Origin of the sequence: Fictibacillus enclensis (assembly GCF_030123385.1) — a bacterium.
Taxonomy (GTDB): Bacteria; Bacillota; Bacilli; order Bacillales; family Fictibacillaceae; genus Fictibacillus_C; species Fictibacillus_C enclensis.
In genome coordinates this window covers 812,387-837,370 of sequence record NZ_CP126109.1, presented here as the reverse complement: position 1 = coordinate 837,370, position 24,984 = coordinate 812,387, and the positions used below count along the sequence as shown (strand labels likewise).

The following is a 24,984-nucleotide window of genomic DNA, read 5'->3' as shown; positions in this document are numbered from 1 at the left end:
ATACTCCCTACTTTCTGGTTAAACTTAAAATCCGAGCAGCTTGCCGCCCTGGTATATGATCAATGAAACAATATAGGCGATGAGCAGTGCATAGATGATGGAAAACCACGTCCACTTGGCAGATCCTGTTTCTTTTTTGATAACAGCCACTGTCGCCAGACAAGGGACATAGAGCAGCAAGAATGCCATAAAGCTGTAAGCCGATAATGAGGTGAAATGGTGGGCCATGACTCCTTGCAATGTATGAAGATCCGGCGCAACATAAATGATATTCATGGTAGAAACAACGACTTCTTTGGCCAGGAAGCCGGTGATCAACGCAGCACCTGCCTGCCAGCTGCCAAACCCGATCGGTTCAAACAGCGGGGCGATGGCTCCTCCGATCAATGCAAGGAAGCTTTTATTCATGTCCACACCCAGTCCGCCGGGTCCTGCATAACTGAGGAACCAGATGATAACAGATCCTCCGAAAATAAACGTACCTGCTTTTTTGATGAAGCCTTTGCCCTTCTCCCATGTATTGCGCATCAATGTACGCCATTGAGGAATACGGTATGGAGGAAGCTCGATCACAAACATCGAACTTTCCTCTTTCAAAATGGTGGAAGAGAAAACCTTCGCCAGCGTTAGTGCAATCACGATACCAAGGAGGTAGAGCGAAAGGACAACAAGTGCCTGGTTTTGTGTGAAAAAGGCACCCACGAACAGGCTGTACACCGAGAGTCTCGCGGAACAGGACATGAGCGGTGTGAGTATGATGGTCAAAAGCCTTTCCTTTGGCTGTTCAATGGTACGTGCCGCCATAATTCCGGGTACGTTGCATCCAAACCCGATAATCATCGGGATAAAGGCTTTTCCGTTCAGACCAATGCTCTCCAGCGTTTTATCCATAACCATGGCAATTCTCGCCATATATCCAGAATCCTCAATAAAGGAGATCAGGAAGAACAGGATCATGATTTGCGGAACAAAGACAAGAACCCCGCCTACACCGGCAACAATCCCATCGAGAATAACGGCCTTAATAAAGGCAGAAGCTCCTGCGGCTTGAAGCATTGACGTCAGGCCGTCAGTGAGCGGTCCCGTTAAGAACGCGTCAAGCATGTCTGAGATCGGGCTGCCAAGCCAGTCAAACGTCAATTTGAAAATCAGGTACATAAAAAGGATAAAAATTGGTATCCCCAAAAACTTGTTGGTCACGATGTTATCGATCCGGTCGGTCAATGTATAGGTGACTTCTTCGCCTTTTTGAAGGGAAACATCAAGCACTCCTGTTATATACTCCGCCCGTACGGCGCGGATATGATAGGAAAGTGATTTGGCCCCCTCTTCGGATTGAACCAGTGCCTCGGTTTCCGCAAAAATGCGTTGAAGCTCAGCTTCAGGCATCATTGTTTTCAGCAACGCATGCACCACTTCATTTCCTTCAAAAAATTGAAGAGCAAGCCAGCGTTTTGGCGGCAAATTTTCGGCGTCCGGCATTTTTGCCACGAGCGTCTCCATCGCTCTTTCCAGCGGCTGACCATATGAAATATACAAGGGCTTGTTCTCTTGTTCTTCATTGGTTAAAAGCCCTGCAAGCTCTTTACAGCCGGATCCTGTACGGGCCACTATCGGCAAAACGGGGCTTTGTAATCTCTCGGACAGTCTCTTTTCATTAACCATGATTCCGCGGCCCTTGGCTACGTCAACCATGTTCAGCCCGATCACCACAGGTTTTCCATATTCGAGAAGCTGAATCGTTAAGTATAAGTTTCGTTCAAGCTGGGAGGCGTCAACGATATTGAGAACCATGGAAAAATTCTCTTCAATCAAAAAGCGGGTTGCCACCCCTTCATCCCTGGACAAAGGATTAAGTGAGTATATACCGGGCAGATCGATAAGATGCCCTTTTTTATTATTCAGCATGCCGACTTTCTTCTCTACCGTTACACCTGACCAGTTCCCAACGTATTCATACGAATTGGTGAGAATATTAAATAAAGAGGTTTTTCCGGTATTCGGATTTCCGGCAAGTGCGATTTCAATCATGAATGGCACACCTGGATCAATTTGGCTTCACTTCTGCGAATGCCCACCCACTGTCCGCCGGCTTCCACCGCAAACGGACCTCCAAAAGGGAGGATTCGTTTAATGCTGATTTCCGTTCCTTCCATGATACCCAAGTCAAGCAATCTTCTTCGTACCAGTACATTCACATGTTCCGTATTGGTGATTTTTGCTTTTCCGCCAGCTTTAATGTCCGTTAATACCATATATAGCACCTCTGAGAGAATGATAATTATTATCAGTATTTTAATCTCATTATATGAGATTGATTCTCATTAGTAAATAGATATTTTGAATTTCCAAACAAATTCCGCAAAAAAACCTGTCCAGGTCATCCCAGAGCAGGTTTTTCGCAACGATTATTTATCTTTTTTTGCTTCTTCATCCTCATATTGATCCGGATCAGGCATTTTTCCGCTTTTTTTCACATTTTCGTTGGTGGACATGTGTTCCATCACTTTTCCATGCTCTTTCATTTCTTTTAAATTTGGTGTCATGGAGCTGTTTTTTGGTTTATCGATATAATCCTGTTCTCTGGACATAACCATCACCTCTTGCCTCCACTATTCCCAATACTCCTCGTCAATAAACTACTTTATGACTTTCAATTCCTCCATCGGCCAATAACGCAGGTTCACTTCCCCGACGATTTTGCTTTCATCAACCAGCCCGATGTGCCGGCTGTCAATGCTATGAAGCCGGTTGTCTCCCATTACAAAAACCTTTCCTTTCGGGATCACCTTTTTCCCGGTGACTTCTTCCAGCGTAAAATCTCCCGTCAGGTTCCCGTTGGTCACCTGTTTTTTATAATCATCCAAGTAAGGTTCATCCACCTGTTTGCCGTTGATAAAAAGATGATCGTTTACATACTCGATGTGCTCTCCCGGCATACCGATTACCCGCTTGATGTAATCCTCCTGCGAATTTGCATGAAACACGATTAAATCAAATCGCTTAGGTTCACCTATATTGTAGCCTAATTTATTTACAATCAGCCTGTTCCCGTTTTCGATCGTAGGCATCATTGATTCTCCATAAACAACGTACTGCTCAAATAAAAAGTTTTTTATTAGCAACGCTAGAATAAGTGCAATTCCAATGGCTTTGATCCAATCCCATAATTGGCTGCTCTTCTCCCTGGAACTCATCCTTTCACTTCCTTTTTGTTAGCGTATAGTATTAATTTACCACTATAGTTTATCATATTACAAGGTATTCTCCTCCTGTTTGGTTTTTATTCTTATGTGTAATGTGTTCTGCTCACAACCTTTTTAAAGATAAAAAAACGCATCCCATTTTTACAAAGGGATGCGTTTTTTACAGTTACCGGTTTAACAGGCTTCCTACATATCTCAGGAGTTCATTCGCTGATGTCGTATTATACCCATGCTCATCCACGAGACGGGCGATTACTTCATTCACCTTTTTCAGTTGTGCTTCATCCGGTGTTTTTGAGGATGTTGTAATCTTTACCACGTCTTTTAGGTCAGCAAACAGCTTTTTCTGAATCGCTTCTCTTAACCGTTCATGAGAATTATAATCGAATTTCTTTCCTTTTCTGGCATACGCTGATATTCGGATCAATATTTCTTCCCTGAAGGCTTTCTTGGCATTTTCAGAGATCCCGATTTGCTCCTCAATGGATCGCATGAGTTTTTCATCCGGGCTCATTTCTTCACCTGTGAGCGGATCTCTCAGCTTGTTTTTGTTGCAATAAGCTTCAACGTTGTCGAGGTAATTGTCCATCAGTGTCTTGGCAGACTCCTCATAAGAATAAACAAATGCTTTTTGAACCTCTTTCTTGGCAATCTCGTCATATTCTTTTCGGGCAAGAGAGATAAAGTTAATAAAGCGTTCTTTATCCTCTTTCGTAATGGACGCATGATGATCCAGTCCATCCTTCATCGATCTGAGCACATCCAGTGCGTTGATGGAAGTTATCTCTTTGCGGATGATGGCAGACGAAATCCGGTTGATGACATACCGCGGATCAATGCCGCTCATGCCTTCATCGGCAAATTCTTTTTGAAGATCTTCGAGATCAATATGATTATAACCTTCCACGATTTCACCATCATACAGCCTCATTTTCTTGATGAGGTCCATGCCCTGCTTCTTGGAATCCATCAAGCGGGTAAGTACCGAGAAAATGGCCGCCACCCGAAGCGCATGAGGAGCAATATGAACATGGGACATGTCACTTTCTTTAATCATTTTTTCATAAATGCGTTCTTCTTCCGAAACCCTCAGATTGTAAGGGACACCCATTACGATAATTCTCGAATGAAGAGCTTCATTTTTCTTGTTGGCGATAAACGAACGGTATTCCGATTCATTGGTGTGGGCCACAATCAGCTCATCAGCCGAGATAAGGGCAAAACGTCCTGCTTTAAAGTTGCCTTCCTGCGTTAATGATAAGAGATGCCAGAGGAATTTTTCATCACACTTCAGCATTTCCTGGAATTCCATCATCCCCCGGTTGGCTTTGTTCAGTTCTCCGTCAAAGCGGTAAGCGCGGGGATCCGATTCTGAACCGAACTCTGCAATGGTGGAAAAATCAATGCTGCCGGTTAAGTCGGCAATATCCTGTGACTTCGGATCGGACGGACTGAACGTTCCAATCCCTGTCCGTTTATCCTCGGAAAAAAAGACTCTCTCCACTATTACATCTTCAATGCAATTGCCATATTCCTTTTCAAGCCTCATAGTGTTCAACGGGGAGAGGTTGCCTTCAATTCGAATGCCGAATTCCCGGTAAAAATCGTCTCTCAAATGATGCGGTATGAGGTGCAGCGGATCTTCGTGCATCGGACAACCTTTAATGGCATAGACTGCCCCTGACTCTGTTTTCGAATAATCTTCCAGACCCCTCTTAAGCATGGTGACAATGGTGGATTTCCCTCCGGAAACTGGCCCCATCAGCAAAAGTATCCTTTTTCTCACGTCCAGCCGTTTGGCTGCAGGATGGAAATACTCCTCCACCAGCCGCTCGATTGAATCTTCAAGTCCAAAAATCTGGTTGTTAAAAAAGTTATACTTCTTGGTTCCGTTCACTTCCTCTATTCCAGCATCTTTAATCATATTATAGACTCGGGAATGAGCGGACTGAGCGACATAGGGACGTTCCTTTAAAATCTCAAGGTATTCTCCGAAGGTACCTTCCCAGGCAAGACGCCTCTCTTCTTCACGGTGCAATTGGATTTTACCTAAAATATCCATGTGTACCCCCTTGCGTAGTGTTTGCATCCTTCGTTTGTTAATCTACTTTATGCGAGGATGTCCCCAATCATTCAACTTGTTTTATGAATTTCGCAGGATTGCCGTATTGCCACAGAATTTAATGAATGATAGTGGTTTTAGTATGGGTATGATACGAGTTGAAGAAATAGTCTTTTCTTTTTGTGGCTGTGTTTGCCGTTGTACGATGACAGCGGTTTCGTTATAATAAAGGAAGATACGGAACCATTACACCAAAAGGAGGAGACCGCATGAGTTTTATCCTGATATTAGGAGTTATGCTTACGTTCTTGACCGCCATTTTCACTGCGGGATACAATGATAATCCTGGAGCCAAATAATCAGTACATATAAAAAAACGCCCCGAGCCCGGGACGTTTTTTTATTTATTTCACCAGCAGCTTATGTGAGCGCCGGAAAACCTTGCTGGCGCAATGCTTCATAAATTAAGATGGCGGCTGTATTGGAAAGGTTCAGCGACCGGATGTTATCATTCATCGGCAGCCTGAAACAATATTCCTCGTTTGCCTTCAATAATTCATCCGGCAATCCGGTTGTCTCCCGGCCAAATACAAAAAAGTGATCCCTGGCCGGCGCGCTGTAATCCATATCGGTATACCGCTGCTTTCCAAACTTTGTAATATAGTAAAACAATCCTTCCGGAAACCGTTCAAACAGTTCTTCCAGCGAATCATAGTAATGAACATTTACATGTTCCCAGTAATCAAGACCTGCACGCTTTAGCTGTTTGTCATCCGTTGAGAAGCCAAGCGGCCGGATCAGATGCAGTGAAGTGCCTGTTCCCGCACATGTACGGGCAATATTCCCTGTATTCGCCGGGATCAGTGGCTGATAAAGAACTACATGTAAACCCAAAACTCTCACCTCGTATACTAATATCTTCATTATTATAGCACTTTTATGAAGAATTAGCCCTGAGGTGGAACTTTACGTAATATGAAAGAACTTATATTTAATTTTCGGAGTATAAGCCGTAGAGTCTTCATACCTCCAATACCTCATCCGGCTGTCCGTGGAATGGGCATTTACCAGCGGCTCGCCCGAAGAATCCTTCCCCACGACAATGGTGGTATGCTGCCAGTGACCGTCGCCGTCAAAATCATAGCAAATAACATCACCCGGGATGAGCTGGCTCGCAGAGGATTTCTCCCTCGCCTGGAGGGTTGCCTTTGATCCGCTTAAATACCACCGCATGGCGTTGGCCACTGTCCAACTGTAGCTCCAGTCATGATACTTAAACCACCACCCTTTGGAACGTGTCCCGTGATGGGCCATGGGAATGCCTCCCCCCGCATGAAGGCACTGGGAGATATAGTTTGTACAATCAACATCAAATGACTTGTAAGCTGGATTGTAGGTATTCCACCATCGCTCGGCATACCGTACCGCTGCAAGCCGATCGTACGAATGCTTTCGCGGTTGAGGCGGATCCGTTTCCCTTTCGATCTTCACTTTTTCTTTATGCTTCCCTTCAGGATTCAGCAGCTGGTCGCTGATCAGCACGTCGTCTTTAAACACAGCCCGCCTCTGCTGGATCCACTCCTCAACATAAAAATCGAATCCATGCCGGATTAAATTGCTGAAGTGAAGTACATAATCCACCTGTCTCGTATCATTAAAAACCGAATGCCTGAGAACCTGCGCCTCCACATTATTATTGACAAGAACCGCATTCCTTTCATGCAGTGCCTGTTTTTTCCTTGCAAAGCTTTCCCTTTCCTCCATCGGAAGCTGAACACTATCACTCCAGTTCTCATTGACCATCCAGTCGGTCAGCTTTTGGACATAAAATTTGAGATGTTCCAGCCAGTTCATATGGCACCTCCACTGCTGCAAAAGTAACGTACTATTACCATATGAATCAGAGCCAAAAAAAAAGAACCGTCATAATAAACGGTTCAGGAAGACTTAGGTATAAAGTTTTGAAGCTCGATGTTTAAAAGAAGCTCTTTTTTATCCAGACCCCCGCCGTAACCGACCAGGGCACCATTGCTCCCTACCACACGATGACAAGGAATAATGATCGGAACTGGATTTTTATTGTTTGCACTGCCTACAGCTCTTACTGCTTTGGGTGCACCAATTCCTTGAGCAATGTCTTTATAGGAACATGTGGCACCATAGGGAATTCCCTTAAGCTCCTCCCACACTTTAATCTGAAAAGGAGTGCCATATAAATCCAAAGGAATAGTAAACTGTTGGAGATTCCCGCTGAAATAACTCGCAAGCTGATCAACAGCCGGTTTGAGTTCTTCCGGTGAATGGATCAGTTCCCCCTTAAGATAGTGCTTTGACATCCAGGATTGAAGGGATGGTAAATTTTCTTCAAGGCTCCCAAAGTCAATCCGGCAAATGCCGTTTTGTGTAGTGATCACAGTCAGGGGGCCAATGGGGCTATCCATTTCCTCGTAAGAGAATAAGGTTTTGATATTACACATAAAAATCCCTTCTTTTATTTTCTTGGTTTCTATACTAACGGACATGCAGTTGCGATGCGATTAGTGTATGCCTTGATTTTGAATCATTTGAAGGCCTTTGTTGATCTCAGCTGCCACATTTCCGTCATTTTCTTGTTCTTTCGCCGAAATAAGCTCGTTTTCCGCCGCCTCTGAGCCTATTTTACCGAGTGCCCAGGCAGCGGTTCCGCGAATAACGGGCCTTTGGTCCTCCTTCATGAGCTGCGCCAAATCTCCGACAGCACTGGTATCCTTAAAATGGGCAAGCGCAATGATGGCATTTCGTTGAATCGGCTTTTTCCCCCTCCAGGAACCAGACACATGGCCGAACTTCTCCTTGAATTCCCGGTTGCTCATCTTCAGTAGCGGCTTTAATAAAGGTTTTGCAATTTCAGGATCCGGCTCCATTTCGGGATGAAGGTGAAAATCTTTTCCTTTATTTTTAGGGCAGACCGTTTGGCATGTATCACAACCATACAACCGGTTGCCGATCTTTTCACGATATTGATCAGGAAGAAAATCCTTAGTTTGTGTTAAAAAGGCGATGCATTTGTTCGAATCGAGCTGTCCCCCTTGTACGAGAGCGCCCGTAGGACAAGCCTCCACACAGATGTTGCAATCTCCGCATTGGTCTGTGATGGGCGTATCAGGCGGAAGATAAACCGTCGTCAGCATCTCTCCCAAATAAACATATGAACCAAACTCCGGCGTAATGGTTGCGCAATTTTTTCCGCTCCAGCCAATTCCGGCACTTTCTGCCACCGCACGATCAGACAGTTCGCCGGTATCCACCATCGACACAGAACGGGCATACGGGGCTTTTTCAGCGATAAATGCTTCCAGCAGCCTTAATTTCTCACGCAAAATATGATGGTAATCCACACCCCAGGAAGCTCTGCAAAATATTCCTCTTCTCGCTTCCCTTGTACTTTGTGGAGCATCTTTCATCCTGGAAGGATAAGCAAGAGCAATCGAGATGATGGTGTTCGCTCCCTCAAGCAGCAGCTGGGGATTCGTCCGTTTCTCGATATCTTTTTCTTCGAATCCAGATTGGTATCCGTGGTTCTGCTGTTCCTTAAGCCTTTCCTTCAGTTCCGCAAAGACATCCGCGGCAGCAAACCCAATCTTGTCGATACCAATTGATTTACTATATGCAAGGAGTTCTTCTTTTAACTGGGCGCCTGTCATGACTGCACCTCCTTTCTCCTTAAATGGATGATTTCATCTATGGTAAACTAACTATAAAATACAGCTATAAGATAAGGGTGAAAAGTTGATGATTAAACTGGCAGAGGACATAAAAAAGCTTGTTCCTTCCTTTAAAATGGGCGTAATACTATATCATGATATCGTGATTGAAGAATCACCGCAAATGCTAAAAGGCAGATTCCAATTATTTCTTGAATCCCTGAAACTAGATGCTCTTGAAAAGGCTGCGGCCGACCACCCGGGTATACAGGAATGGCGTCAGGTCTTCAAAAAGCTTTCCATGGATCCGTCCCGCTACAGACCTTCCTCTGAAGCTCTCCTGCGCCGTGTATATGGCGGCAAGGACGTAGCACTGGTCAATTCGGCCGTTGACGTAAATAACTTCTTTTCCCTTCAATATGGTATACCTTTAGGGATTTATAATGCAGATGGGGTCCATGGAGACGTTGAAATTAAAATAGGAGCTCCTGGAGATCAATATGAAGGGTTAAACGGTCGTTTAATGAACATGGAAGGGAAACTTCTGTCAGCAGACGAAAACGGCGCATTTGGAAGCCCTATCGTCGATTCCAAACGCACCATGACAGGAGAACAGGTCAAAAATGCCCTCCAGCTCGTTTACCTCAGACCCTCCATGGCGGACGATGAGGCCCAAAAACTGCTATCAGCGATCGAGAAAATGTTTGTTCAAATCAACGGCGGTTCCTCTGAATCCTATCTCATCCAATAAAAAAAGCGCAGGACTTCATTTAAAACGAAGTCCTGCGCTAAAACCTACAACTGCCTTGATACCAATATAGTCAGCGTGTATTAAAAATATGACAACCTTCCATTACTTTTTATGAAATCAAGAACATAAAGGTCCGCAAATATTGAAACACTCTGTTCCACTGATTGTCGTTTCTGCCCCTATTGTTCCGATTGGATATTGCTGGTCCAATGTAATGGAGAACGTGAAAGTTGGCTGGCTTAGGGCAAACATATTTATGTTGTTTCTTATTCATCAACCATCGATCACTCTTTCAAATTCGTTTACAACCAGTACATTCAAACAATGAAAGATGGGAGACGGCATATGTGAGGTAAGAAGATTGTCCATTTAAGCAAAAAAGACTCCTTACAAATGTAAGAAGTCTTTGATAGTTATGTAATGGTACCGGTGGTCGGGGTCGAACCGACACTCCCGAAGGAACACGATTTTGAGTCGTGCGCGTCTGCCAATTCCGCCACACCGGCATGTGAAAAGTAAAGCTGGCAGTGTATTTAATTGGTGCCGAGGGCCGGACTCGAACCGGCACGGTAGTCACCTACCGCAGGATTTTAAGTCCTGTGTGTCTGCCAATTCCACCACCCCGGCTGGGTGGTATGTAGTGGAGGCGGCAACCGGATTCGAACCGGTGGATAAGGGTTTTGCAGACCCTGGCCTTACCACTTGGCTATGCCGCCATTTAAAGATCATATAATTGGAGCGGAAGACGGGATTCGAACCCGCGACCCCAACCTTGGCAAGGTTGTATTCTACCACTGAACTACTTCCGCATATATGGCTGGGCTAGCAGGATTCGAACCTACGAATGACGGAGTCAAAGTCCGTTGCCTTACCACTTGGCTATAGCCCAATCATATGGGGCGACCGATGGGAATCGAACCCACGAATGCCGGAACCACAATCCGGTGCGTTAACCACTTCGCCACGATCGCCATATGGCAGGGGCAGTAGGAATCGAACCCACACCAAAGGTTTTGGAGACCTTCGTTCTACCTTTAAACTATGCCCCTAAATCAAAATAAATGTGCTAAAAATTAGATGGTGGAGGGGGACGGATTCGAACCGCCGAACCCAAAGGAGCGGATTTACAGTCCGCCGCGTTTAGCCACTTCGCTACCCCTCCATGAGAGACAAAACCTATTTTAATACATATCCATGTATTCTTCAAGAGGAAATTTCTTACACTTTGAACAAAAAGGATAGTGGTGCCGGCTAGAGGACTTGAACCCCCAACCTACTGATTACAAGTCAGTTGCTCTACCAATTGAGCTAAACCGGCGCCAAAAATGGTGGCTCGAGACGGAATCGAACCGCCGACACGAGGATTTTCAGTCCTCTGCTCTACCGACTGAGCTATCGAGCCAAAACTTCTTATTAAAGATAAAATGGCGGACCCGACCGGGATCGAACCGGCGATCTCCTGCGTGACAGGCAGGCATGTTAACCGCTACACCACGAGTCCATTTGGTTGCGGGGACAGGATTTGAACCTGCGACCTTTGGGTTATGAGCCCAACGAGCTACCAGACTGCTCCACCCCGCGATGATATTAAGGTTACGGACGATGTGTCCGAGTATGAGGAACTCTTCCTCTACCAGTATTTTCTTTGAAGTGTATGCGTCGAGTTTACTCGCAGCTTAATCGTGCTGTAGCGCTCGTTGCTCCACCCCGCGATGATAATCAATATATTAAGATAAAATGGTGGAGGATGACGGGTTCGAACCGCCGACCCCCTGCTTGTAAGGCAGGTGCTCTCCCAGCTGAGCTAATCCTCCGAAAGGTTTATATGTATAAGTTTTTTTCTTCGAAAAAAACATGGTTGTTTTCATTTTCATGAAAAAACTTGGTGACCCGTACGGGATTCGAACCCGTGTTACCGCCGTGAAAGGGCGGTGTCTTAACCGCTTGACCAACGGGCCGTATGTTAAGTAATTATGGCGGAGAGCAAGGGATTTGAACCCTTGATACGCGGTTAACGTATACACGATTTCCAATCGTGCTCCTTCGGCCACTCGGACAGCTCTCCATATAATGGCTCCACAGGTAGGACTCGAACCTACGACCGATCGGTTAACAGCCGATAGCTCTACCACTGAGCTACTGTGGAATAATATATATGCCCGGCAACGTCCTACTCTAACAGGGGGAAGCCCCCAACTACCATCGGCGCTGAAGAGCTTAACTTCCGTGTTCGGTATGGGAACGGGTGTGACCTCTTCGCTATTGCCACCAGACATATATCGGTTTGTGATCAACGGCGATTTGCTTCGTCAGCTTCACTCCTCCTCTTCCTCATGTACGGTAAGTACACTCCGGAGAGTCGTCGTTTTGCTTCCTTGAATCTCTTGTCGCTGACAAACCTTTTGTTTTTGAGGCATATTCCCTCAAAACTAGATAACTTCATCCAAACTTACTGATAACGTCCAGCTTCATGAACCATATCCTCGAGGTCGTTTCGTCCCTTCCGACGAACACCAAAACCGTGTTCTTGTCAGGGTCTCCAACGCTTGTCGGATATAAGCGGTTCATTCCGCTTTTGTTTTTAAGGATAAGCCCTCGACCGATTAGTATCTGTCAGCTCCACGTGTCACCACGCTTCCACACCAGACCTATCAACCTCATCATCTCTAAGGGGTCTTACTCACTTGACGTGATGGGAAATCTCATCTTGAGGGGGGCTTCATGCTTAGATGCTTTCAGCACTTATCCCGTCCACACGTAGCTACCCAGCTATGCCCCTGGCGGAACAACTGGTACACCAGCGGTGTGTCCATCCCGGTCCTCTCGTACTAAGGACAGCTCCTCTCAAATTTCCTGCGCCCGCGACGGATAGGGACCGAACTGTCTCACGACGTTCTGAACCCAGCTCGCGTACCGCTTTAATGGGCGAACAGCCCAACCCTTGGGACCTACTTCAGCCCCAGGATGCGATGAGCCGACATCGAGGTGCCAAACCTCCCCGTCGATGTGGACTCTTGGGGGAGATAAGCCTGTTATCCCCAGGGTAGCTTTTATCCGTTGAGCGATGGCCCTTCCATGCGGAACCACCGGATCACTAAGCCCGACTTTCGTCCCTGCTCGACTTGTAGGTCTCGCAGTCAAGCTCCCTTGTGCCTTTACACTCTGCGAATGATTTCCAACCATTCTGAGGGAACCTTTGGGCGCCTCCGTTACGATTTAGGAGGCGACCGCCCCAGTCAAACTGCCCACCTGACACTGTCTCCGAACCGGATCACGGTTCCAGGTTAGAATTTCAATACAGTCAGGGTAGTATCCCACCGACGCCTCCATCGAAGCTGGCGCTCCGACTTCTCAGGCTCCTACCTATCCTGTACAAACTGTACCAAAATCCAATATCAAGCTGCAGTAAAGCTCCATGGGGTCTTTCCGTCCTGTCGCGGGTAACCTGCATCTTCACAGGTACTATAATTTCACCGGGTCTCTCGTTGAGACAGTATCCAAATCGTTACACCTTTCGTGCGGGTCGGAACTTACCCGACAAGGAATTTCGCTACCTTAGGACCGTTATAGTTACGGCCGCCGTTTACTGGGGCTTCAATTCAGAGCTTCTCCCCTAAGGGATAACCCCTCCTCTTAACCTTCCAGCACCGGGCAGGTGTCAGCCCCTATACTTCGCCTTGCGGCTTCGCAGAGACCTGTGTTTTTGCTAAACAGTCGCTTGGATCTATTCACTGCGGCTCTCTCGGGCGATAAACCCTACCAGAGCACCCCTTCTCCCGAAGTTACGGGGTCATTTTGCCGAGTTCCTTAACGAGAGTTCTCCCGATCATCTTAGGATTCTCTCCTCGCCTACCTGTGTCGGTTTGCGGTACGGGCACCTCTTTCCTCACTAGAGGCTTTTCTTGGCAGTGTAGGATCAGGGACTTCGGTACTGTAATTTCCCTCGCCGTCACAGCTCAGCCTTCACGATTGCGGGATTTGCCTCACAATCAGCCTAACTGCTTAGACGCGCATTTCCATTCGCGCGCTCTCCCTACCTTCCTGCGTCCCCCCGTCGTTCAAACGGAAAGGAGGTGGTACAGGAATTTCAACCTGTTGGCCATCGCCTACGCCTTTCGGCCTCGGCTTAGGTCCCGACTAACCCTGAGCGGACGAGCCTTCCTCAGGAAACCTTAGGCTTTCGATGGACAAGATTCTCACTTGTCTTTCGCTACTCATACCGGCATTCTCACTTCAAAGCGCTCCACCAGTCCTTCCGGTCTGACTTCACCGCACTTCGAACGCTCCCCTACCACTGTACCTGACGGTACAATCCATAGCTTCGGTGATACGTTTAGCCCCGGTACATTTTCGGCGCAGAGTCACTCGACCAGTGAGCTATTACGCACTCTTTAAATGGTGGCTGCTTCTAAGCCAACATCCTGGTTGTCTGGGCAACTCCACATCCTTTCCCACTTAACGTATACTTTGGGACCTTAGCTGATGGTCTGGGCTGTTTCCCTCTTGACTACGGATCTTATCACTCGCAGTCTGACTCCCGCGGATAAGTCTCTGGCATTCGGAGTTTGACTGAATTCGGTAACCCTGTGGGGGCCCCTAGTCCAATCAGTGCTCTACCTCCAGGACTCTAGCCGCGAGGCTAGCCCTAAAGCTATTTCGGGGAGAACCAGCTATCTCCGTGTTCGATTGGCATTTCACCCCTACCCACACCTCATCCCCGCACTTTTCAACGTGCGTGGGTTCGGGCCTCCATTCAGTGTTACCTGAACTTCACCCTGGACATGGGTAGATCACACGGTTTCGGGTCTACGACAACGTACTATGGCGCCCTATTCAGACTCGCTTTCGCTGCGGCTCCGCCTTCTCGGCTTAACCTTGCACGTTATCGTAACTCGCCGGTTCATTCTACAAAAGGCACGCTGTCACCCGTTAATGGGCTCCAACTACTTGTAGGCACACGGTTTCAGGATCTCTTTCACTCCCCTTCCGGGGTGCTTTTCACCTTTCCCTCACGGTACTGGTTCACTATCGGTCACTAGGGAGTATTTAGCCTTGGGAGATGGTCCTCCCGGATTCCGACGGGGTTTCACGTGTCCCGCCGTACTCAGGATCCACTCAGGAGGGAACGAAGTTTCAACTACAGGGCTGTTACCTTCTTTGGCCGGCCTTTCCAGACCGCTTCATCTACCCCGTTCCTTTGTAACTCCATGTAGAGTGTCCTACAACCCCAGAGGGCAAGCCCTCTGGTTTGGGCTGTTTCCGTTTCGCTCGCCGCTACTCAGGAAATCGCATTTGCTTTCTCTTCCTCCGGGTACTTAGATGTTTCAGTTCCCCGGGTCTGCCTTCTCATATCCTATGTATTCAGATATGGATACCATCCCATTACGGATGGTGGGTTCCCCCATTCGGAAATCCCCGGATCAACGCTTACTTACAGCTCCCCGAGGCATATCGGTGTTCGTCCCGTCCTTCTTCGGCTCCTAGTGCCAAGGCATCCACCGTGCGCCCTTTCTAGCTTAACCTTTAACACGATCGTAAGATCGTTAAAAATAGTACTAAATCAGCGCACAACTAATGAATTAGTTGGCTTGTTTGGATGTTTCGTTATCTAGTTTTCAAGGAACATGGCCACAACAAATGTGTAACCTTATTATGAATTGAAAGAAACGATGTTCTTTCAAAACCAAACAAAAGCTCAGAGTAAGATTCATGAGGCACCTGAGTGCTCATGTCTCCATAGAAAGGAGGTGATCCAGCCGCACCTTCCGATACGGCTACCTTGTTACGACTTCACCCCAATCATCTGTCCCACCTTCGGCGGCTGGCTCCAAAAGGTTACCCCACCGACTTCGGGTGTTACAAACTCTCGTGGTGTGACGGGCGGTGTGTACAAGGCCCGGGAACGTATTCACCGCGGCATGCTGATCCGCGATTACTAGCAATTCCGGCTTCATGTAGGCGAGTTGCAGCCTACAATCCGAACTGAGAGTGGCTTTTTGGGATTGGCTCGGCCTCGCGGCTTCGCAACCCTTTGTACCACCCATTGTAGCACGTGTGTAGCCCAGGTCATAAGGGGCATGATGATTTGACGTCATCCCCACCTTCCTCCGGTTTGTCACCGGCAGTCACCTTAGAGTGCCCAACTGAATGCTGGCAACTAAGGTCAAGGGTTGCGCTCGTTGCGGGACTTAACCCAACATCTCACGACACGAGCTGACGACAACCATGCACCACCTGTCACTCTGTCCCCCGAAGGGGAAAGCTTGATCTCTCAAGTGGTCAGAGGATGTCAAGACCTGGTAAGGTTCTTCGCGTTGCTTCGAATTAAACCACATGCTCCACTGCTTGTGCGGGCCCCCGTCAATTCCTTTGAGTTTCAGCCTTGCGGCCGTACTCCCCAGGCGGAGTGCTTAATGTGTTAACGTCAGCACTGAGGGTGGAACCCCCCAACACCTAGCACTCATCGTTTACGGCGTGGACTACCAGGGTATCTAATCCTGTTTGCTCCCCACGCTTTCGCGCCTCAGCGTCAGTTACAGGCCAAAAAGCCGCCTTCGCCACTGGTGTTCCTCCACATCTCTACGCATTTCACCGCTACACGTGGAATTCCACTTTTCTCTCCTGCACTCAAGTCTCCCAGTTTCCAATGACCCTCCACGGTTGAGCCGTGGGCTTTCACATCAGACTTAAAAGACCGCCTGCGCGCGCTTTACGCCCAATAATTCCGGATAACGCTTGCCACCTACGTATTACCGCGGCTGCTGGCACGTAGTTAGCCGTGGCTTTCTGGTCAGGTACCGTCAAGGTACCGGCAGTTACTCCGGTACTTGTTCTTCTCTGACAACAGAGCTTTACGACCCGAAGGCCTTCATCGCTCACGCGGCGTTGCTCGGTCAGACTTTCGTCCATTGCCGAAGATTCCCTACTGCTGCCTCCCGTAGGAGTCTGGGCCGTGTCTCAGTCCCAGTGTGGCCGATCACCCTCTCAGGTCGGCTACGCATCGTCGCCTTGGTGAGCCGTTACCTCACCAACTAGCTAATGCGCCGCGGGCCCATCTGTAAGCGTCAGCCGAAACCGACTTTCAAAAAAGAAGCAGGCGCTTCTCGTTATCATCCGGTATTAGCTCCGGTTTCCCGGAGTTATCCCCGTCTTACAGGCAGGTTACCCACGTGTTACTCACCCGTCCGCCGCTAAATCAGAGGAGCAAGCTCCTCGTCATTCGCTCGACTTGCATGTATTAGGCACGCCGCCAGCGTTCATCCTGAGCCAGGATCAAACTCTCCAATAAAGTGTTTGATATAGCTCTTAATGTTTAAAAATAAGAAATTGATGGGATTGTAAAATCCCTGACTTACTCTGGCTTTTGTTTGGTTTTCAAAGAACATTTTGTCGATGCCGCTCGTTTTGGCGACTTTCTTATGATAGCACCTTTGACGAAAGGTGTCAACCACTTTTTTGCTTTGTTTATTTCGTTTATTTGCCGCGTCGTTTCAGCGACAAGTAGTACTATACCATGTTAGTTAGAAAGTGGTCAACACCTTTTTCGAAAAAAGTTGTTCTTTTTTAGAATTTAGTGGTGTAGTGGCGGTGATACAAGTGTTTTCCCTTGGTTTCCTGCCTGATCACATGGATGATTCCCCTTTCGATCAGGTGTTCAAGAAGGACGGTCAGGTCAATAGAATAATCGGCCACCTCATGATGCTCCATTAATTCGGCAACAGACCATTCGTTTTGTTCCTGAAATACGCTCAGCAAATGTCCGGCGCCAAGCTTTGTTTTGGAACTAATGGAGAACTCGCTGGCAATTAAGAGAAGTTCGATCCTTTTTTCAATCGGTTCATTCCCGGTAATAAGTTCTTCATATAGTTTGTAAATTTGGGGCTCAATCACCTTCACCTGATTCCAGACCGTAATTTCCGGGTGAAATCCGCGTTCGATCACAGCCAGACGGGCCAGGTGATGCAAGGCATGCAGAATATGGTTGAATGAATCAAGGTACTGACTGCTGTGGAACAATTCCTTTCCATCGGAAAAACGGCGGAGCAGCTTGCCGAACTCAATGGTTATTTTCTTGGATCGTTCCGGTACGGGAAACTTGTCCAATCGGTCACGAAGCTCCGTAATATATTCGTTTCGGTTAAATAGAACTTTTCCGTTTACAACCCAATCAACCACACGGCGGTTCGAACCCAGAAGAAGCCATTGGTTCAGCTGATCTTCCGTTACAATATGTAAAGCTGCGATTTTATCACCATATTCGTAATGTTTAACGCTCCATGGTTTTTCCCCTTTTGTCACAATAATAAAGAGGATGCTGTCAAAGTTGTCCGTTAATGGGCTAAACGGTTTATTGCTTTCGATTAACAGTACTCCCAATGTGTTTTCGTTACTTGCCCTTTCCTGATAAAGCGGGCGTAACAAGTCTTCCATGCCTTCAACTCCCGTTCTGATTTCGGTCTCCAACCAATTCAACGCAAGGTCTGAAAATCCTTTCTTTTTTTCCAAGTCCTTGTATACTGTAAGTTAGGAGGGACAATCATGATAAAATATACGAGCAAGATTAATAAAATACGTACGTTTGCTCTAAGTCTTGTGTTTATCGGAATTATTATTATGTACGCCGGCCTGTACTTCAGAAGCCATTTTATACTAATGTCATTATTTATGTTAATTGGATTTCTTGCAACCCTCGCCAGTGCCGGAGTTTATTTTTGGATCGGAATGATCTCAACCAATGCGGTTCAGGTGGTCTGTCCGAACTGCAATAAGATAACAAAGGTTCTGGGGCGAGCGGATGCCTGCATGTCCTGCAATCAGCCATTGACACTTGATAAAAATCTCGAAGGCCTTGAATTTGATGAAAAATACAACTCCAGACGCGCAATGAAACAAGCATCAAAAAAATAAGCTGAATCCAGCCAAGCTGGTTCAGCTTATTTTTGTTTTATTGGTTCTGCATTCCGGGCATGTACCGTAGATCTCCATGCGGTGATGGCCAACATCAAAACCTGTAACGGACTCGGCCAGCGCTTCCACCTCATCCAGTCCTGGATAATGGAAATCCACAATTTTTCCGCACCCTTCACAAATGATGTGATAGTGTTCGGTGGTGACGCAATCAAAACGGCTGGAGGCATCTCCGTACGTCAATTCCTTAACGAGACCAACTTCTTTAAATACACGAAGGTTGTTATAAACCGTCGCTACACTCATATTGGGAAATTTGCCTTCCAAGGACTTATATATTTCATCTGCGGTCGGATGGGTCATTGATTGTATCAGATGTTCCAGAATCGCATGACGCTGAGGAGTAATGCGGACTCCAGACTGCTTTAATGTGTCAATTGCTTCATTAATGCGTACTTCAGACATCGTCATGCACCTCGCTCTCAAAAGATATTCTTACATTGTAATATTTATAAATAGTGTATCTCGAAATGCCTGCATTTGTCAATCAATAGCCCCGCTCTACTGCGATGATATTGGCTAAAAGAGGGTCTTTCATCTTATATTTCTCCAGGTTTTCTGCAAACAGCTGAATGGCCCTGTCCTGATATAAAGGAGAGATCCCGGAAAGATGGGGAGTAATGGTAACATTATTCATTTTCCAGAGCGGATTGTTTGCAGGAAGAGGCTCTTCTTCGAACACATCGAGAACCGCATGGGCAATCTCCCCCTGCCGAAGAGCCGAAATCAAGTCATCTTGAACAACCGTTGTTCCCCTCCCGATATTAAGAAATACTGCAGACTTCTTCATGCGCCGAAAATGCTCGAGCGAAAGAAAGCCCTTTGTTTCCTCTGTAGTCGGAAGCACAGAGACAAGGTAGTCGCTCTCCTTGAGGACGGATGCCAGCTCCTCCCCTTTCGAATACATTCTGTCCACATATTCAGCATGCTCCCCGCTTCTGTTAAACCCAAGCGTCGTCATGCCAAATGCCTTGGCGAGCCTGGCGATTTCACTACCAATGGCCCCAGTTCCCAAAATACCAATCGTACGGCCAGATATTTCACTCATCGGAACACTTCTGTCCCAAATGCCCTGCTCCTGGTGCTTGATCAGGATTTTAGCTTGTCTTGCCGTCTGCAATATCATGCCCATCGTATACTCGGCCATTGGGGTTTTATGGATGCCTCTTGCATTCGTCACCAATATACCCTTTTCCTTGATGGCCTGAAATGGCATCCTGTCCATTCCGGCGGATATGACCATAATCCATTTTAGATGAACAGCTTCTTCAATATGCTCTCTACTTAAGTCTTCCCCAAGCGTTATTAAAATCTCTGCGTTCTTTAAATTCGTTTGTGCTTCGTTTATGTTTTCATGAAAATAAAAGTTCTCATTGGGAAAACGGTCCAAAAGTGCTTTTTGAAGGTCTTCTCTGATTTTTGCTGATGTCACAATGTACATGCTGTTTCCTCCCAAGGATTAAAAAGGTGGTCAAAGGAAAAAGTGCGGGAATGAATCCCGCACTGATTGGAAGAGTTATTACTAAATTCTATGCATTTTCGAATCTGCGGTACCAACTGTTCTGTTAAATTTTTTATTTTAAATGCTGAGGATTTAGCCCTTCAAGCTCAGGAAGGACAAACAATCCATCCTTTCGAACAAGAACGTCATCAAAATACAGCTCTCCCCCGCCATACTCAGGTCGCTGGATGAGCACCATATCCCAGTGAACGGAAGAACGGTTTCCATTGTCCGCATCCTCATAGGCCTCACCCGGAGTGAAGTGAATGCTTCCTGCTATTTTTTCGTCAAACAGGATATCTCCCATTGGGTGCAAAATCATCGGATTTACGCCAATCGCAAACTCACCGACAAAACGCGCTCCTTCATCCGTCTCAAAAATCTCATTGATTTTATCTGAATTATCAGCTGTTGCTTCTACAATTTTTCCGTCCTTGAATGTAAGACTTACATTGTTAAATACCGTTCCGCGGTATGGACAAGGAGTATTGTAGGTGATGGTTCCGTTGACACTATCTTTGACCGGAGCTGTAAATACCTCCCCATCCGGAATGTTGTTTTCCCCTGCACACTTCACGGCAGGAATGCCTTTGATGGAGAAGGTCAGATCCGTACCCGGAGACACAATCCTTACTCTATCGGTGCGTTCCATTAATTCCTTTAAAGGCTGCTGGGCCTGGTCCATTTTTACATAGTCCACATTGCAGACATCAAGAAGAAAATTTGTAAACGCCTCATAGCTCATCTTCGCCTTTTGGGCAAGACCCTGCGTCGGATAATTCAACAATACCCATTTGCGGTCGTTGATGATGACTTTTTGTACCGGCTTAAAGTATTTACCGCGCAGGCGGAACTTCTCTCCGGGCACATCAGAAAGTTCAGCATCGTTTTCAGAACTTGAAATGGAGATATACGCATCCACTTCCTTCACCCTCTTTAAGTCCCATTGCATGGAGGTTTCGAGCTGTTCCGCTTCATACCCCGTATACAAATACCGGTTTATTTCATCATCATAAAGGTTAACATACGGGTAAGCACCCATTGCATAAGCTTCTTCGATTAGTGCTTTTATTAAAGGGCGGGCCGTCAGCGGTGAAGTGATCAGCACCCTTTCCCCCTTCTTTAATTGAACGGAATGGTGAAGCAGTGTTTTCGCAAGAGTAACCACTCTCTGGTCAATCATGTAAAATCCCCCTGTTCTATGTATCTTACAAAAATTCCAACAATTTAATATTATCATGATTTCTTTCACCCTGCTTAGATTTCATCCTAACGTATACACGCCCGTTATACGTCCAATACTAAACAAAAAAAGGAGCAAATAATCATGAATACAGACCGAGCAAAACAAATTATTACTTCCCCTAGCGAAATTGAAGTTCACTACTATGGAAAACCTGTATGGATTGAATCGATAAACTCTGCAAGCGGAACCGCCTGGGTACACCCGAATGATAACCCGACTCATGATATGGAAGTCCCTGTTTCGGATCTTGAGGAACATTAAAAGGGATGCTGCATCAATTGCAGCACCCCTATTTTATTTCAAGTTTTCCCGGATATAGCTCAGCACTTCCTCTATATGCTCTTTGACCTTCACTTTTCTGTATTCTTTTACAAGCGTACCTTCCTTATCAAGGATAAATGTGGATCGTTCAATCCCCATATACTCTTTCCCAAAGTTCTTTTTGAGTTTCCAAACATCAAACAGCTCGGCCGCTTTATGGTCTTCGTCTGCGAGCAGCAAAAACGGCAGACCGTACTTATCAATAAATTTTTCATGCCTTGCGAGCGGATCCGTGCTAACGCCAAGAATCACCGCATCCAAATCCTGAAATTCCTCATGCTTGTCCCTGAAATCACAAGCCTGGGTAGTACAGCCCGGCGTCATATCTTTTGGATAAAAATAAAGAACGACATTTTTCCCCTTGAAATCTGATAACGTTACTTCTTTTCCGTTGCTTGCCGGCAATGTGAAATCCGGCGCTTTTTCTCCTGCGGCAACAGCCATTTGTATCCCTCCTGCATAAGTTGTTTCCATATAAAGAGGGTAACCAATTCTGTGCCTTCCTACAACCTTTTTGATGGAGGGTTGCGATCAATGACAGAATTCAGGACAAATGCGGCCGGCAGCAGATACCCGATGAGCGCCTCCAGAATTGAAAGCCACCTGCCAAAACCCATCGGTGTAAGATCTCCATACCCGACAGACAGCATCGTCATCGAGCTGAAATACATCGCATCATCAACTACATGAAAAAAATGTTGATGACCGATCACCAACCCATCTTTCTCAAGGACATGGATGTCCATCAAGAGCAGTGAGGTGTACATTAAGCCAAAACCCAAAATAATGGTCATATAAACGGTGATTAATACCAATAGGTGGTTCAGTGACATAAGCTGATACTTCATTACTGGATGGGAAAAAAGGGACTGCAGGCTTTTGAACACAATAAACCCTGATAAAAAAAGAATCGCAACATACATACTCCGTCCACCATCCCTTGGTAGCAGTTTATGCTTCACCGGGAACGATTAGGACAGGTCAGACCTTTTCATAAAAAAAGACAGCGGTACTTATCGCCGCTGCCTTTTGCAATTTGATTAATAACGGACAGCATTCGCTGCGTTCACACGTCCTTTGGAGAAATAGGTTCCGGTACCGGAAATTTTGTCTGCAGTGTTCTCAATCGCGGAACGAATCTGTGAAGCGCTTCTTCCCTGTGAAGCCAGCAGACCGGCTACACCAGCCACAAGAGGAGTGGCCATGCTTGTTCCGGAAAGGTAAGCATAATTTCCGCCAGGTATTGTGGAAAGGATGTTAACACCTGGAGCCGCTACATCTACCCAAGAACCGTAATTGGAGAAGGAAGCAAGCCGGTCATTCTGATCTGTTGCCGCAACCGCGATAGCAGAAGAGTAATAAGCTGGGTAACTTGGAGCAGAAGTGCTTTCATTACCTGCAGCAGCGACCACTACAGATCCTTTGCTTGCCGCGTAACTTACTGCGCTTTGAAGAGTGGACGCAGAGCTTGGCCCGCCAAGGCTGAGAGAAATAACCTTAGCTCCTTGATCAGCCGCATACCGGATACCGCTTGCCACGTCATCAAGGGAACCGCTTCCGTTTGCATCAAGCACACGAACTGCCAAAACCGAAACGTTTGGCGCCATGCCCGCAATACCACGGCTGTTGTTAGTTACCGCTGCCGCGATACCTGCGCAATGTGTGCCGTGCTCATTAAGATCCATTGGATCGCTGTCATTGTCCACATAATCGTATCCTTTGATTACTTTACCTGCCAAGTCCGGATGGTTGTAGTCCACGCCTGTATCGACAATCGCCACTTTCACAGATGACGATCCTTTTGTAACATCCCATGCGGACTGTGCTCCCACCTTTTGAGGCGCATATTGATAGGAAGAAAAATACGTATCATTTGGTGTGTAGGTTGCTTTGTATGTATAGTTTGGTTCTGCATATTCTACGTTTGCGTTGTTCTTGTACTCCTTGATGGCTCCTTTTACATCGCCATCCTTCACTTTAACCACTTGAAAACCATTTTCCTTTTCAACAAGCTGAGCGTCAGATTTTGCGTAGATCGCTTTTGTTTTGGCTGAAGAAACACCTTTTTTAAATTTTACAATAATTTCGTTAGGGGCTACTTCTGCTTTCACAGCTGTTTTTTGTGAAACTTGTGTTGCAGCTTGTGCAGGGGATGCTAAAGACACAACAATCGGTAATACAGCGGCTACTGCCATGAACTTCTTGATCAAATCGATCACTCCTTTGTTTGGGATACTTTTAGCATAGTAGCAATTTAGCAGAAAATAAAGAAAATTTTACATATTTGTAGAAAGATGAATACTATATACCAATACTTTCACACTCCTAACATTTGTAAGGTTAATTAACTAGAAAATTACTGTAAAAAAAATAATTCTTTTTTCCTACTACCTTAGATGCCGTCTGAATAAAAGACATAAAAAAGACACCTCCATTCGAGGTGTCTTTTATCCGTTAATTTCCTGCTCCCCGGTATTTGGTAACGCCGTAATTCCATAACACAACCGAAAGTCCGAAGAAGATGACGCCGATCACCGGAGTGAAAAACGCATATCCATACCATTCGTCCCTGCCGAGAAAATAAGCAGACGGATATACTCCGACAAAGGCAAAGGGAAGAATCCATGTCAGCACGTAACGAATAATACGGTTATAGATGTTGACCGGATAACGGCCGTAATTTCCGATATTGTACATCATCGGCATAATATCCGTTTTGCTGTCGGACCAAAACCCGATACTTGCCAAGGCAACAAAGATACCCGCATAAACGAGCGCCCCGCCGGCAACAAGCACCACAAAAACGAAAGGATCGTACCAGTGAAGGCTTAAACCGAGTTGGTGGCCGGAATAAAACATGATACCAAGTCCTGTAATAACCCCGAACAAGGATTCCAATTCCATTCTTTCAAGGATGATTTGGAACAGACTGTGAATGGGCCGGGTGAGAATCCGGTCCATCTCCCCTTTGACAATATACCGGTCCGTAAAGTCCCAAATGTTAAAAAAGGCACCGAATATAGCAAAGGGTACAAGAAAGAAACCATAGATAAAAACCATTTCATCCTTGCTCCAGCCGCTCAGCAGGCTGGTATGTCCAAAAACAACCAAAATAAAAATTAGATTTACAGCCTGAAAAAGCAAATCGGAAAAGATCTCAACCAGCATATCAGCTCGATAAGTGAGCCTTGTTTTTAAATACTGTCCTGCGTATTGAAAAAAGATAGATAAATACGACATTCAGCCA

General features: G+C 46.3%; 20 protein-coding genes, 16 tRNA genes and 3 rRNA genes. 3 read left to right on the top strand and 36 right to left on the bottom strand.

All coding sequences use genetic code 11. The features are described from left to right. Positions 1-24: 24 nt before the first annotated feature. The 9 genes from feoB to queG all read right to left on the bottom strand — a co-directional run bounded on the left by feoB (position 25) and on the right by queG (position 8,951). Positions 25-2,031, bottom strand: coding sequence for a ferrous iron transport protein B (feoB, locus tag QNH15_RS04515; RefSeq protein ID WP_283892889.1), 2,007 nt, complete (start codon positions 2,029-2,031; stop codon positions 25-27). After that, positions 2,028-2,255, bottom strand: coding sequence for a FeoA family protein (locus tag QNH15_RS04510; protein WP_061967029.1), 228 nt, complete (start codon positions 2,253-2,255; stop codon positions 2,028-2,030). The genes feoB and QNH15_RS04510 overlap by 4 nt, the downstream gene beginning before the upstream one ends. Before the next feature lie 153 nt (positions 2,256-2,408). Continuing rightward, a complete protein-coding gene (locus QNH15_RS04505; protein ID WP_283892885.1) occupies positions 2,409-2,591 on the bottom strand; it encodes a hypothetical protein in 183 nt (60 codons plus the stop codon). 48 nt (positions 2,592-2,639) lie between these two features. Next, positions 2,640-3,197 (bottom strand): signal peptidase I, encoded by a 558-nt coding sequence (gene lepB, locus QNH15_RS04500; RefSeq protein WP_283892883.1) that lies wholly within the window; start codon positions 3,195-3,197, stop codon positions 2,640-2,642. Between the two features lie 175 nt (positions 3,198-3,372). Then, on the bottom strand, positions 3,373-5,268 hold the full coding sequence (locus QNH15_RS04495) for a PrkA family serine protein kinase (protein ID WP_283892881.1): 1,896 nt from the start codon (positions 5,266-5,268) through the stop codon (positions 3,373-3,375). A 420-nt stretch (positions 5,269-5,688) separates the two neighbouring features. Continuing rightward, the gene (gene trmL, locus QNH15_RS04490; RefSeq protein WP_129477658.1) at positions 5,689-6,162 is read right to left on the bottom strand and encodes a tRNA (uridine(34)/cytosine(34)/5-carboxymethylaminomethyluridine(34)-2'-O)-methyltransferase TrmL; all 474 of its coding nucleotides are present in this window, start codon (positions 6,160-6,162) and stop codon (positions 5,689-5,691) included. 72 nt (positions 6,163-6,234) lie between these two features. Continuing rightward, on the bottom strand, positions 6,235-7,122 hold the full coding sequence (locus tag QNH15_RS04485) for an amidase domain-containing protein (RefSeq protein WP_283892878.1): 888 nt from the start codon (positions 7,120-7,122) through the stop codon (positions 6,235-6,237). An 83-nt stretch (positions 7,123-7,205) separates the two neighbouring features. Next, entirely contained in the window at positions 7,206-7,745 is a 540-nt protein-coding gene (locus QNH15_RS04480) for a methylated-DNA--[protein]-cysteine S-methyltransferase (RefSeq protein ID WP_283892876.1), read from the bottom strand. 60 nt (positions 7,746-7,805) lie between these two features. Continuing rightward, entirely contained in the window at positions 7,806-8,951 is a 1,146-nt protein-coding gene (gene queG, locus QNH15_RS04475) for a tRNA epoxyqueuosine(34) reductase QueG (RefSeq protein ID WP_283892874.1), read from the bottom strand. A gap of 88 nt (positions 8,952-9,039) precedes the next feature. Between queG and QNH15_RS04470 the strand changes: the two genes are divergently transcribed. Then, positions 9,040-9,702, top strand: coding sequence for a B3/B4 domain-containing protein (locus tag QNH15_RS04470; RefSeq protein ID WP_283892872.1), 663 nt, complete (start codon positions 9,040-9,042; stop codon positions 9,700-9,702). 421 nt (positions 9,703-10,123) lie between these two features. On the opposite strand, the gene QNH15_RS04465 is transcribed toward QNH15_RS04470, so the two are convergent. From QNH15_RS04465 to QNH15_RS04370, 20 genes are all read right to left on the bottom strand, one after another. Then, positions 10,124-10,208: transfer RNA gene (locus QNH15_RS04465), tRNA-Leu, on the bottom strand. Positions 10,209-10,240: 32 nt separating this feature from the next. Then, positions 10,241-10,329 (bottom strand) — tRNA-Leu (locus tag QNH15_RS04460). 14 nt (positions 10,330-10,343) lie between these two features. After that, a tRNA-Cys gene (locus QNH15_RS04455) sits at positions 10,344-10,418 on the bottom strand. An 18-nt stretch (positions 10,419-10,436) separates the two neighbouring features. Further along, positions 10,437-10,511 (bottom strand) — tRNA-Gly (locus QNH15_RS04450). A gap of 5 nt (positions 10,512-10,516) precedes the next feature. Continuing rightward, positions 10,517-10,591 (bottom strand) — tRNA-Gln (locus tag QNH15_RS04445). 6 nt (positions 10,592-10,597) lie between these two features. Next, positions 10,598-10,673: transfer RNA gene (locus QNH15_RS04440), tRNA-His, on the bottom strand. Positions 10,674-10,677: 4 nt separating this feature from the next. Next, a tRNA-Trp gene (locus QNH15_RS04435) sits at positions 10,678-10,751 on the bottom strand. A gap of 29 nt (positions 10,752-10,780) precedes the next feature. Then, positions 10,781-10,864: transfer RNA gene (locus QNH15_RS04430), tRNA-Tyr, on the bottom strand. Positions 10,865-10,944: 80 nt separating this feature from the next. Further along, a tRNA-Thr gene (locus QNH15_RS04425) sits at positions 10,945-11,020 on the bottom strand. 8 nt (positions 11,021-11,028) lie between these two features. Next, positions 11,029-11,104 (bottom strand) — tRNA-Phe (locus tag QNH15_RS04420). 23 nt (positions 11,105-11,127) lie between these two features. Beyond that, positions 11,128-11,203, bottom strand: a tRNA-Asp gene (locus QNH15_RS04415). Positions 11,204-11,206: 3 nt separating this feature from the next. Continuing rightward, positions 11,207-11,283: transfer RNA gene (locus QNH15_RS04410), tRNA-Met, on the bottom strand. Between the two features lie 157 nt (positions 11,284-11,440). Then, positions 11,441-11,516 (bottom strand) — tRNA-Val (locus tag QNH15_RS04405). Between the two features lie 69 nt (positions 11,517-11,585). Beyond that, a tRNA-Glu gene (locus QNH15_RS04400) sits at positions 11,586-11,660 on the bottom strand. A 16-nt stretch (positions 11,661-11,676) separates the two neighbouring features. Beyond that, positions 11,677-11,767 (bottom strand) — tRNA-Ser (locus QNH15_RS04395). 6 nt (positions 11,768-11,773) lie between these two features. Next, positions 11,774-11,848 (bottom strand) — tRNA-Asn (locus QNH15_RS04390). 11 nt (positions 11,849-11,859) lie between these two features. After that, a 5S ribosomal RNA gene (gene rrf / locus QNH15_RS04385) occupies positions 11,860-11,975 on the bottom strand. 310 nt (positions 11,976-12,285) lie between these two features. Next, positions 12,286-15,224: ribosomal RNA gene (locus QNH15_RS04380) — 23S ribosomal RNA — on the bottom strand. Between the two features lie 218 nt (positions 15,225-15,442). Continuing rightward, a 16S ribosomal RNA gene (locus QNH15_RS04375) occupies positions 15,443-16,990 on the bottom strand. Together the 16S, 23S and 5S rRNA genes with 16 tRNA genes alongside form the textbook arrangement of a ribosomal RNA operon. A gap of 275 nt (positions 16,991-17,265) precedes the next feature. Further along, positions 17,266-18,132 (bottom strand): nucleotidyltransferase-like protein, encoded by an 867-nt coding sequence (locus tag QNH15_RS04370; protein WP_283892870.1) that lies wholly within the window; start codon positions 18,130-18,132, stop codon positions 17,266-17,268. Between the two features lie 108 nt (positions 18,133-18,240). Between QNH15_RS04370 and QNH15_RS04365 the strand changes: the two genes are divergently transcribed. Continuing rightward, positions 18,241-18,609, top strand: a complete 369-nt coding sequence (locus QNH15_RS04365; RefSeq protein ID WP_061974236.1) for a YgzB family protein — start codon at positions 18,241-18,243, stop codon at positions 18,607-18,609. 21 nt (positions 18,610-18,630) lie between these two features. Here the strand turns inward: QNH15_RS04365 and perR are convergent, their stop codons facing one another. From perR to QNH15_RS04350, 3 genes are all read right to left on the bottom strand, one after another. Beyond that, on the bottom strand, positions 18,631-19,074 hold the full coding sequence (perR, locus tag QNH15_RS04360) for a peroxide-responsive transcriptional repressor PerR (protein WP_283892868.1): 444 nt from the start codon (positions 19,072-19,074) through the stop codon (positions 18,631-18,633). A gap of 82 nt (positions 19,075-19,156) precedes the next feature. Beyond that, positions 19,157-20,110, bottom strand: coding sequence for a D-2-hydroxyacid dehydrogenase (locus QNH15_RS04355; protein WP_283892866.1), 954 nt, complete (start codon positions 20,108-20,110; stop codon positions 19,157-19,159). 133 nt (positions 20,111-20,243) lie between these two features. Then, complete coding sequence (locus tag QNH15_RS04350; RefSeq protein ID WP_283892864.1) at positions 20,244-21,353, bottom strand: aminopeptidase; 1,110 nt, start codon at positions 21,351-21,353, stop codon at positions 20,244-20,246. Between the two features lie 144 nt (positions 21,354-21,497). Between QNH15_RS04350 and QNH15_RS04345 the strand changes: the two genes are divergently transcribed. Then, positions 21,498-21,677, top strand: a complete 180-nt coding sequence (locus tag QNH15_RS04345; protein WP_283892862.1) for an H-type small acid-soluble spore protein — start codon at positions 21,498-21,500, stop codon at positions 21,675-21,677. Positions 21,678-21,710: 33 nt separating this feature from the next. Here the strand turns inward: QNH15_RS04345 and bcp are convergent, their stop codons facing one another. From bcp to QNH15_RS04325, 4 genes are all read right to left on the bottom strand, one after another. After that, positions 21,711-22,181, bottom strand: coding sequence for a thioredoxin-dependent thiol peroxidase (gene bcp, locus QNH15_RS04340; protein ID WP_283892860.1), 471 nt, complete (start codon positions 22,179-22,181; stop codon positions 21,711-21,713). A 59-nt stretch (positions 22,182-22,240) separates the two neighbouring features. Continuing rightward, positions 22,241-22,660 carry a potassium channel family protein gene (locus QNH15_RS04335; RefSeq protein ID WP_061974249.1) on the bottom strand — a complete coding sequence of 140 codons (420 nt, stop codon included), beginning with the start codon at positions 22,658-22,660 and terminating at the stop codon, positions 22,241-22,243. A gap of 117 nt (positions 22,661-22,777) precedes the next feature. Continuing rightward, positions 22,778-23,947, bottom strand: a complete 1,170-nt coding sequence (locus QNH15_RS04330; protein ID WP_283892857.1) for a S8 family peptidase — start codon at positions 23,945-23,947, stop codon at positions 22,778-22,780. Between the two features lie 244 nt (positions 23,948-24,191). Then, on the bottom strand, positions 24,192-24,977 hold the full coding sequence (locus QNH15_RS04325; RefSeq protein WP_283892855.1) for an ABC transporter permease: 786 nt from the start codon (positions 24,975-24,977) through the stop codon (positions 24,192-24,194). Positions 24,978-24,984 lie beyond the last annotated feature (7 nt).